Origin of the sequence: Streptomyces sparsogenes subsp. cuspidosporus, assembly GCF_039532705.1 — a bacterium.
Classification (GTDB): Bacteria; Actinomycetota; Actinomycetes; order Streptomycetales; family Streptomycetaceae; genus Streptomyces; species Streptomyces sparsogenes.
The window spans coordinates 1-5062 of record NZ_BAAASD010000103.1; the positions used below are offsets into that span (position 1 = coordinate 1).

At 58.1% G+C, this 5062-nt stretch carries 2 rRNA genes; both read left to right on the forward strand.

What is annotated here, in order from left to right:
* Positions 1-120: 120 nt before the first annotated feature.
* Positions 121-1645 (forward strand): 16S ribosomal RNA (locus tag ABFY07_RS42390).
* A 285-nt stretch (positions 1646-1930) separates the two neighbouring features.
* A 23S ribosomal RNA gene (locus ABFY07_RS42395) occupies positions 1931-5050 on the forward strand.
* Together the 16S and 23S rRNA genes form the textbook arrangement of a ribosomal RNA operon.
* The last annotated feature ends 12 nt before the right edge of the window (positions 5051-5062 follow it).

The window sequence follows — 5062 nt, forward strand, 5'->3', positions numbered from 1 at the left end:
TGTGGCTGATCGGACGAGGTTCCTTTGAAGAAACACACACAGCGAGGACGCTGTGAGCGGGCTGGATTATTCCTCCGGCCTGCTCCGCTCTCGTGGTGTTGCCGGGATAGCCCGGAAGCATTCACGGAGAGTTTGATCCTGGCTCAGGACGAACGCTGGCGGCGTGCTTAACACATGCAAGTCGAACGATGAAGCCGCTTCGGTGGTGGATTAGTGGCGAACGGGTGAGTAACACGTGGGCAATCTGCCCTGCACTCTGGGACAAGCCCTGGAAACGGGGTCTAATACCGGATATTACCTGGTGAGGCATCTTACCGGGTGGAAAGCTCCGGCGGTGCAGGATGAGCCCGCGGCCTATCAGCTTGTTGGTGGGGTGATGGCCTACCAAGGCGACGACGGGTAGCCGGCCTGAGAGGGCGACCGGCCACACTGGGACTGAGACACGGCCCAGACTCCTACGGGAGGCAGCAGTGGGGAATATTGCACAATGGGCGCAAGCCTGATGCAGCGACGCCGCGTGAGGGATGACGGCCTTCGGGTTGTAAACCTCTTTCAGCAGGGAAGAAGCGCAAGTGACGGTACCTGCAGAAGAAGCGCCGGCTAACTACGTGCCAGCAGCCGCGGTAATACGTAGGGCGCAAGCGTTGTCCGGAATTATTGGGCGTAAAGAGCTCGTAGGCGGCTTGTCGCGTCGGATGTGAAAGCCCGGGGCTTAACCCCGGGTCTGCATTCGATACGGGCAGGCTAGAGTTCGGTAGGGGAGATCGGAATTCCTGGTGTAGCGGTGAAATGCGCAGATATCAGGAGGAACACCGGTGGCGAAGGCGGATCTCTGGGCCGATACTGACGCTGAGGAGCGAAAGCGTGGGGAGCGAACAGGATTAGATACCCTGGTAGTCCACGCCGTAAACGTTGGGAACTAGGTGTGGGCGACATTCCACGTTGTCCGTGCCGCAGCTAACGCATTAAGTTCCCCGCCTGGGGAGTACGGCCGCAAGGCTAAAACTCAAAGGAATTGACGGGGGCCCGCACAAGCGGCGGAGCATGTGGCTTAATTCGACGCAACGCGAAGAACCTTACCAAGGCTTGACATACATCGGAAACATCCAGAGATGGGTGCCCCCTTGTGGTCGGTGTACAGGTGGTGCATGGCTGTCGTCAGCTCGTGTCGTGAGATGTTGGGTTAAGTCCCGCAACGAGCGCAACCCTTGTCCTGTGTTGCCAGCATGCCCTTCGGGGTGATGGGGACTCACAGGAGACTGCCGGGGTCAACTCGGAGGAAGGTGGGGACGACGTCAAGTCATCATGCCCCTTATGTCTTGGGCTGCACACGTGCTACAATGGCCGGTACAATGAGCTGCGATACCGCGAGGTGGAGCGAATCTCAAAAAGCCGGTCTCAGTTCGGATTGGGGTCTGCAACTCGACCCCATGAAGTCGGAGTCGCTAGTAATCGCAGATCAGCATTGCTGCGGTGAATACGTTCCCGGGCCTTGTACACACCGCCCGTCACGTCACGAAAGTCGGTAACACCCGAAGCCGGTGGCCCAACCCTTGGGAGGGAGCCGTCGAAGGTGGGACTGGCGATTGGGACGAAGTCGTAACAAGGTAGCCGTACCGGAAGGTGCGGCTGGATCACCTCCTTTCTAAGGAGCACATAGCCAGCTCTGAGCGAGTGTCTCAGAGTGGTTGCTCATGGGTGGAACGTTGACTATTCGGCACGGTCTGGTTGTGAGGACTGCTAGTACTGCCCCTTTGGGGCGTGGAACGTGGATCCGAGCGGTGGATCGTGTCGGGCACGCTGTTGGGTGTCTGAGGGCACGGGCGAGAGTCTGTTTCCCTTGGCGCCGGTCCCGGTGAACCGCTCGTTTGGGTGGGTGACGGGTGACTGGTCGTTGTTTGAGAACTGCACAGTGGACGCGAGCATCTGTGGCCAAGTTTTTAAGGGCGCACGGTGGATGCCTTGGCACCAGGAACCGATGAAGGACGTGGGAGGCCGCGATAGGCCCCGGGGAGCTGTCAACCGAGCTTTGATCCGGGGGTGTCCGAATGGGGAAACCCGGCAGTCGTCATGGGCTGTCACCCATACCTGAACACATAGGGTATGTGGAGGGAACGCGGGGAAGTGAAACATCTCAGTACCCGCAGGAAGAGAAAACAACCGTGATTCCGGGAGTAGTGGCGAGCGAAACCGGATGAGGCCAAACCGTATGCGTGTGATACCCGGCAGGGGTTGCGTATACGGGGTTGTGGGAGTGTGCTTGATCAGTCTGCCGGCTGGTCGGAGAGTCAGAAACCGTTGTGGTAGGCGAAGGGCATGCGAAAGGCCCGGCGTAGAGGGTAAGACCCCCGTAGCTGAAATCATGACGGCTCTCTTGCGTATTTCCCAAGTAGCACGGGGCCCGAGAAATCCCGTGTGAATCTGGCGGGACCACCCGCTAAGCCTAAATATTCCCTGGTGACCGATAGCGGATAGTACCGTGAGGGAATGGTGAAAAGTACCGCGGGAGCGGAGTGAAATAGTACCTGAAACCGTGTGCCTACAAGCCGTGGGAGCGTCGCCGTCAAGCTTGCTTGGCGGTCGTGACTGCGTGCCTTTTGAAGAATGAGCCTGCGAGTTTGCGGTGTGTTGCGAGGTTAACCCGTGTGGGGAAGCCGTAGCGAAAGCGAGTCCGAATAGGGCGACCCAGTAGCGCGCCCAAGACCCGAAGCGGAGTGATCTAGCCATGGGCAGGTTGAAGCGGAGGTAAGACTTCGTGGAGGACCGAACCCACCAGGGTTGAAAACCTGGGGGATGACCTGTGGTTAGGGGTGAAAGGCCAATCAAACTCCGTGATAGCTGGTTCTCCCCGAAATGCATTTAGGTGCAGCGTCGTGTGTTTCTTGCCGGAGGTAGAGCACTGGATAGGCGATGGGCCCTACCGGGTTACTGACCTTAGCCAAACTCCGAATGCCGGTAAGTGAGAGCGCGGCAGTGAGACTGTGGGGGATAAGCTCCATGGTCGAGAGGGAAACAGCCCAGAGCATCGACTAAGGCCCCTAAGCGTGCGCTAAGTGGGAAAGGATGTGGAGTCGCAGAGACAACCAGGAGGTTGGCTTAGAAGCAGCCATCCTTGAAAGAGTGCGTAATAGCTCACTGGTCAAGTGATTCCGCGCCGACAATGTAGCGGGGCTCAAGCGTACCGCCGAAGTCGTGTCATTGCAGCATGAGGTCCAACGGCCGCTGTGATGGGTAGGGGAGCGTCGTGTGCCGGGTGAAGCAGCACCGGAAGGTAGTTGTGGACGGTTCACGAGTGAGAATGCAGGCATGAGTAGCGATTCACACGTGAGAAACGTGTGCGCCGATTGACTAAGGGTTCCTGGGTCAAGCTGATCTGCCCAGGGTAAGTCGGGACCTAAGGCGAGGCCGACAGGCGTAGTCGATGGACAACCGGTTGATATTCCGGTACCCGCTTTGAAGCGCCAGCGCTGAACCAGGCGATGCTAAGTCCGTGAAGCCGCCCTGGATCCTTCGGGTGAAGGGGAGTGGTGGAGCCGACGGACCAGACTTGTAGTAGGTGAGCGATGGGGTGACGCAGGAAGGTAGTCCAGCCCGGGCGGTGGTTGTCCCGGGGTAAGGGTGTAGCCCGAGGGGTAGGTAAATCCGTCTCTCATTGAGGGTGAGACCTGATGCCGAGCCGATTGTGGTGAAGTGGATGATCCTATGCTGTCGAGAAAAGCCTCTAGCGAGTTTCATGGCGGCCCGTACCCTAAACCGACTCAGGTGGTCAGGTAGAGAATACCGAGGCGTTCGGGTGAACTATGGTTAAGGAACTCGGCAAAATGCCCCCGTAACTTCGGGAGAAGGGGGGCCATTGCTGGTGATGAGTCTTGCACTCGGAGCTGGTGGTGGCCGCAGAGACCAGCGAGAAGCGACTGTTTACTAAAAACACAGGTCCGTGCGAAGCCGTAAGGCGATGTATACGGACTGACGCCTGCCCGGTGCTGGAACGTTAAGGGGACCGGTTAGTCACATTTCGGTGTGGCGAAGCTGAGAACTTAAGCGCCAGTAAACGGCGGTGGTAACTATAACCATCCTAAGGTAGCGAAATTCCTTGTCGGGTAAGTTCCGACCTGCACGAATGGCGTAACGACTTCTCGACTGTCTCAACCATAGGCCCGGTGAAATTGCATTACGAGTAAAGATGCTCGTTTCGCGCAGCAGGACGGAAAGACCCCGGGACCTTTACTACAGCTTGATATTGGTGTTCGGTTCGGCTTGTGTAGGATAGGTGGGAGACTGTGAAGCCGTGACGCCAGTCATGGTGGAGTCGTTGTTGAAATACCACTCTGGTCGTGCTGGATGTCTAACCTGGGTCCGTGATCCGGATCAGGGACAGTGTCTGGTGGGTAGTTTAACTGGGGCGGTTGCCTCCTAAAGGGTAACGGAGGCGCCCAAAGGTTCCCTCAGCCTGGTTGGCAATCAGGTGTTGAGTGTAAGTGCACAAGGGAGCTTGACTGTGAGACCGACGGGTCGAGCAGGGACGAAAGTCGGGACTAGTGATCCGGCGGTGGCTTGTGGAAGCGCCGTCGCTCAACGGATAAAAGGTACCCCGGGGATAACAGGCTGATCTTCCCCAAGAGTCCATATCGACGGGATGGTTTGGCACCTCGATGTCGGCTCGTCGCATCCTGGGGCTGGAGTCGGTCCCAAGGGTTGGGCTGTTCGCCCATTAAAGCGGTACGCGAGCTGGGTTTAGAACGTCGTGAGACAGTTCGGTCCCTATCCGCTGTGCGCGTAGGAGTCTTGAGAAGGGCTGTCCCTAGTACGAGAGGACCGGGACGGACGAACCTCTGGTGTGCCAGTTGTTCTGCCAAGGGCATGGCTGGTTGGCTACGTTCGGGAGGGATAACCGCTGAAAGCATCTAAGCGGGAAGCCTGCTTCGAGATGAGGGCTCCCACCCACTTGATGGGGTAAGGCTCCCAGTAGACGACTGGGTTGATAGGCCAGATATGGAAGCCGGGTGACCGGTGGAGTTGACTGGTACTAATAGGCCGAGGGCTTGTCCTCAGTTGCTCGCGT